A 5,697-nucleotide genomic window follows, 5' to 3' on the forward strand; every position below is an offset into this window, starting at 1 on the left:
TCGTTCGAGCTGGCCGCAAAGCGGCTTTCCGCGGACGTCATCAACTTCTCAGCGAAAGGCTCCAGCGTCTCCAAGGGAGAGAGCCTCAAAGACACCGCGCTGACGCTGGCGGCGATGGGTGCTGACGGCGTGGTCGTCCGGCACTCGGCCAGCGGGGCGCCGTACCGCCTGGCGGCGTCGGGGTGGATCGAAGCCCGGGTGCTCAACGCCGGCGACGGCACCCATGAGCATCCCACCCAGGCGCTGCTTGACGCGTTCACCATGCGCAGGCACCTCGGAGACCTGCAGGGGCGGAAGGTGGTCATCGTCGGCGACGTGCTGCACGGGCGCGTCGCTCGCAGCAACGTGCTGTTACTCGCCACGCTCGGCGCGAAGGTGACGCTCGTCGCACCACCGACGTTGCTACCGCTCGGGGTGGAGAACTGGCCCTGTGACGTCTCCTACCACCTCGATCCCGTACTGCCCGGTTCTGACGCCGTGATGATGCTTCGAGTACAGCGGGAACGGATGAATGCCGCGTTCTTCCCGTCGGCACGCGAGTACAGCCGGAGGTACGGGCTGGACTCGCGGAGGTTCACGCTCCTGCCCGATGACGCGATCGTCCTGCATCCAGGGCCGATGAACCGCGGTATGGAGATCACGGCCGACGTCGCCGACGACGAGCGCTCGGTGATCGTCGAGCAGGTGTCGAACGGCGTCTATGTCCGGATGGCAGCGCTGTACCTGATGCTCGCGGGAGCGGATGAGACCGCAGCCGATGTTCAGGAAGGTGCCGCATGAGCGAGCAGACGATGATGATCAAGGGCGCCCGCGTCCTCGGCGGCGACCAAGCGGACATCCTGCTTCGCGACGGCGTGATCGCCGAGGTGGGCACCGGCGTGGATGCGACCGGTGCCAGGATGGTGGACGCCGACGGCTTGGTGGCGCTGCCGGGTCTGGTGGATCTGCACACCCACCTGCGTGAGCCTGGCCGAGAGGACGCGGAGACCGTTGCCACCGGCACGCAGGCGGCGGCGCTCGGCGGGTTCACCGCGGTGCACTCGATGGCCAACACTGACCCGGTGGCCGATACCGCGGGTGTCGTTGAGCAGGTGTGGCGTCTCGGCCGAGAAGCGGGGTATGCCGATGTGCGGCCCGTGGGCGCGGTCACTGTCGGGCTCGGCGGTGAGCGGCTGGCTGAGCTGGGGGCGATGGCAGATTCCGCGGCGGGCGTCCGGGTCTTCTCGGACGACGGCCATTGCGTCTCCGACGCGGTGCTGATGCGTCGCGCGCTGGAGTACGTGAAGGCGTTCGACGGCGTGGTCGCCCAGCACGCACAGGAGCCCCGGCTGACCGAGGGGGCGCAGATGAACGAAAGCGAGCTCTCCGGCCGACTCGGGCTACGCGGCTGGCCGTGTGTGGCAGAGGAAGCCGTCATCGCCCGCGATGTCCTGCTCGCTGCCCATGTCGGTTCCCGGCTGCACGTCTGTCACCTGTCCACCAGGGGTTCGGTCGAGATCATCCGGCTGGCCAAGGAACGCGGGCTCCCGGTCACCGCGGAGGTGACGCCGCATCACCTGTTGCTCACCGAAGAGCTGGTCGCCACGTACGACGCGCGCTACAAGGTCAACCCTCCGCTGCGCACGGCCGACGACGTCGCGGCCGTGCGGGCAGGGCTGGCCGACGGCACCATCGACATCGTGGCGACCGACCATGCTCCGCACCCGGTGGAGGACAAGGAATGTGAGTGGGACGCCGCCGCCTTCGGGATGCTGGGGCTGGAGACGGCGCTCTCCGTCGTGCAGCACACCATGGTCGACACCCGGCTGCTGGACTGGGCAGGTGTGGCGGAGCGGATGTCGTTCGCGCCGGCGCGGATCGGGCGCTGCGACACACCGGAGTCCGGCCACGGCCGGAGGTTGGCTGTCGGTGAGCCCGCCAATGTCACGCTGGTCGATCCGTCGGCGGCCCGCACCATCGACCCTGCGGCCTCAGCGTCGCTCTCCAGGAACAGCCCGTATGAGGGAATGAAGCTTCCGGGCGCCGTCGTGGCCACCTTCTTACGAGGCCGCCCCACAGTGCAGGACGGGGCGCTCACGTGAGAAAGGCCATGTGCCGAGCAACGTGGCCACAGGCACACATCACGCGGGACGTCACGACGGGAGACAGGGGAGTGACATGGATCTGAGGACTGGTGTCGCCGTCGCGATCCTGGGGCTGGTGCTGGTTGGTTCCTACCTGCTGATGTGGCGGGGCTGGCGTCGCCGTGCGGGCACGCAGGTCAATCTGCCGCCGCTGCCACCCGTGAGTACGGACTCGGCCGCGGGGAGGTCCGATTTTCCTCTCCTCTCACGCGGTCGGCGGGCGGCTCGGGTGGCTGGTTGCGTGGATCCGCCGCCGACCGAAGATCGTCGAAGAAAATCGGACCTCCCCGACTCCCGCGACGAAACCACGCTCGGACCGGTCGACACTGTCTATGCCGGGACCACTATGGCCGGAGACTGGATGGAACGCGTTCTGGCACACGGGCTCGGCCGGCGTAGCTCCGCCTCCGTGACGATCACGCCGCAGGGCATCCTGCTGGAGCGTGGCCCGGAGCCGAGCTTCGTCATACCGGGCGAATCGGTCCGTGCGGTGCGGACGGACCGTGCTGGGGCCGGCCGTGCGGTACGGCGTGCCGAGTACGTGATCATCACGTGGGAACACGGAGAGGTGGTCCTGGACACTTCGTTGCGACCGCGACGCCGGGAGGATCGGGCTCGGATCGAGGAGGCCGTCACCGCCGTCATGACGCATGAGGCATCCCGATGACGGCCACTCGGGAAACGGGCTTGGAGACATCGATCAGTGCCGCTGTGGCGTGCACCGGTCCGCGACGTTGTGGATCGGCACGTGGGACAGGGCGGAAGAAAGTGAGCTTGAGATGACGACGCGTGCACCGGCGCTGCTGGTTCTGGAAGATGGTCGGACGTTTCGTGGTGAGTCGTATGGGGCTGGTGGGGAGACGTTTGGTGAGGCGGTGTTCGCTACTGGGATGACGGGTTACCAGGAGACACTGACGGATCCGTCGTATCACCGGCAGGTCGTGGTGCAGACGGCGCCGCATATCGGTAATACGGGTGTGAATGACGAGGATGCGGAGTCCGGCCGGATCTGGGTGGCTGGATACGTGGTGCGTGATCCGGCGCGGCGGGTGTCGTCGTGGCGGGCGCGGCGGAGCTTGGAGGACGAGCTGGCGGCGCAGGGTGTCGTCGGAATCTGTGGGATCGACACCAGGGCGCTCACCCGGCATCTGCGGGAGCGTGGCGCGATGCGGGTGGGGATCTCGTCGACCGAGTCTGACGCGGACGCGTTGCGTGAGCGGGTGCTGGGCAGCCCTGCGATGACGGGTGCGGAGCTGGCGGGTGAGGTGTCCACGCGTGAGGCGTATGTGGTGCCGGCTGTGGGGGAGCGGCGGTTCCGTGTGGCTGCGCTCGACCTCGGCATCAAGACGATGACACCGCGTCGGATGGCTGAGCGGGGGATCGAGGTTCATGTGTTGCCGGCCTGGTCGTCCATTGACGATGTGCTCGCTGTTGCTCCGGACGGGTTGTTCCTGTCCAACGGTCCTGGTGACCCGGCGACGGCCGACGGGCCGGCGGAGGTGTTGCGTGCAGCGTTGGAGCGTGGGTTGCCGTTCTTCGGGATTTGTTTCGGTAATCAGGTGTTCGGGCGGGCGTTGGGCTTCACAACGTTCAAGCTCGGCTACGGCCACCGTGGGATCAACCAGCCGGTGCAGGACCTCGGTACTGAGAAGGTGGAGGTCACGGCGCACAATCACGGGTTCGCCGTCAAATGGAGTACGGACGGCCCGAGGTATGAGGCTGTCGACACGCCATATGGGAAGGCGGAGGTCAGTCATGTGTGTCTCAACGATGATGTCGTTGAGGGCCTCGCTCTTCGCGGCACGGATGGGGCGTTGAGGGCGTTCTCGGTGCAGTATCACCCGGAGGCGGCTGCCGGGCCGCATGACGCGGCGTATCTGTTCGACCGTTTCGTGGAATTGATGGAGCGCGACCGTGATCATCAACGGGTGGCTACATCATGACCGGGCGCAGGGTTGATGATCATCGGGTTGTGAATGTGTTGAAGGGCGAGTTGTAGATGCCGCGTCGTACGGATATTTCGAGTGTGTTGGTGATTGGTTCGGGTCCGATTGTGATCGGGCAGGCGTGTGAGTTCGATTATTCGGGGACGCAGGCGTGTCGGGTGTTGCGGGCTGAGGGTTTGCGGGTGGTGTTGGTGAACAGCAACCCGGCGACGATCATGACGGATCCGGATATTGCGGATGCGACGTATGTGGAGCCGATCACGGCAGGGTTTGTGGAGAAGGTGATCGCGGCTGAGCGCCCGGATGCGTTGTTGGCGACGTTGGGTGGTCAGACGGCGTTGAATGCGGCGGTGGCGTTGCATGAGTCGGGTGTGCTTGAGCGCTACGGCGTGGAGTTGATCGGTGCGTCGATCGAGGCGATCGGTCGGGGCGAGAACCGGGAGACGTTCAAGCAGATTGTGGCCGAGATCGGTGGTGAGACGGCGCGTTCGGCGATCTGTCACTCGATGGATGAGTGCCTCAAAGCCGTGGAGGATCTGGGCTATCCGGTGGTGGTGCGGCCGTCGTTCACCATGGGTGGTGCCGGGTCGGGGATGGCGTTCGATGCCGACGACCTGTATCGGATCGCGGGGTCTGGGCTGGCGTTGTCCCCGACCACTGAGGTGTTGCTGGAGGAGTCGATCCTCGGGTGGAAGGAATACGAGCTCGAGGTGATGCGTGATGGGGCGGACAATGTGGTGATTGTCTGCTCGATCGAGAATGTGGATCCGATGGGTGTGCATACCGGGGATTCGGTGACGGTGGCGCCGGCGTTGACGCTGACTGATCGCGAGTATCAGGTGATGCGGGACCTGGCTATTGATGTGATCCGTGCGGTGGGGGTGGATACCGGTGGCTGCAATATCCAGTTCGCGGTGAATCCGGATACCGGGCGGATTGTGATTATTGAGATGAATCCGCGGGTGTCGCGGTCGTCGGCGTTGGCCAGTAAGGCGACGGGGTTTCCGATCGCGAAGATCGCGGCGAAGGTCGCGTTGGGTTACACGTTGGATGAGATCCCGAATGACATCACCCAACAGACGCCGGCGTCGTTCGAGCCGACACTGGATTATGTGGTGGTGAAGGTGCCGCGGTTCGCGTTCGAGAAGTTCCCCGCGGCTGACACCACGCTCACGACGCATATGAAGAGCGTGGGTGAGGCGATGGCGATCGGGCGGTCGTTTACTGAGGCGTTGCAGAAGGCGATGCGCTCGGCGGAGAAAGCCGGGAGTGAGTTGGACTTCGCCAGCGAGGCTGGAGATGTGGCCGAGCTGTTGGCGCGGGTGTCGCGGGGGTATGACGGGCGCCTGGGTGATGTGGTGGCCGCGTTGCGGGCCGGAGCCACGGTGGAGCAGCTGTGTGAGGCGACGCGGATTGATCCGTGGTTTGTGGATCAGTTGTTGTTGCTGTGTGAGGTCGCCGAAGAGGTTCGCGGTGTGGAGCATGTGACGCCGCAGGTGCTGCGCAGAGCGAAGCGGCATGGGTTCTCGGATTCCCAGATCGCGGCGTTGCGTCATAGCTCGGCTGAGGTGATCCGCGGGGTGCGCCAGACGTTGGGTATCCGGCCGGTGTTCAAGACGGTGGATACG

5 protein-coding genes are annotated in these 5,697 nt (G+C 65.8%); all 5 read left to right on the forward strand.

The features are described from left to right. Positions 1-780: aspartate carbamoyltransferase catalytic subunit (locus tag ELR45_RS21785; RefSeq protein ID WP_240760016.1), on the forward strand; the 780-nt coding region annotated here is incomplete at its 5' end. Then, the gene (locus ELR45_RS21790) at positions 777-2,081 is read left to right on the forward strand and encodes a dihydroorotase (RefSeq protein WP_129668222.1); all 1,305 of its coding nucleotides are present in this window, start codon (positions 777-779) and stop codon (positions 2,079-2,081) included. The genes ELR45_RS21785 and ELR45_RS21790, both read left to right, overlap by 4 nt. A 76-nt stretch (positions 2,082-2,157) precedes the next feature. Then, positions 2,158-2,790, forward strand: coding sequence for a PH-like domain-containing protein (locus ELR45_RS21795; protein ID WP_129668223.1), 633 nt, complete (start codon positions 2,158-2,160; stop codon positions 2,788-2,790). Between the two features lie 112 nt (positions 2,791-2,902). Continuing rightward, positions 2,903-4,066: a glutamine-hydrolyzing carbamoyl-phosphate synthase small subunit gene (gene carA, locus ELR45_RS21800; RefSeq protein WP_129668224.1), complete on the forward strand. Its 1,164-nt coding sequence runs from the start codon at positions 2,903-2,905 to the stop codon at positions 4,064-4,066. 56 nt (positions 4,067-4,122) lie between these two features. Continuing rightward, positions 4,123-5,697 (forward strand): carbamoyl-phosphate synthase large subunit (gene carB, locus ELR45_RS41340; RefSeq protein WP_276320719.1); only part of this gene is annotated, 1,575 nt, incomplete at its 3' end.

It is taken from the genome of Phytoactinopolyspora endophytica, assembly GCF_004138495.1.
GTDB classification, from domain to species: Bacteria; Actinomycetota; Actinomycetes; order Jiangellales; family Jiangellaceae; genus Phytoactinopolyspora; species Phytoactinopolyspora endophytica.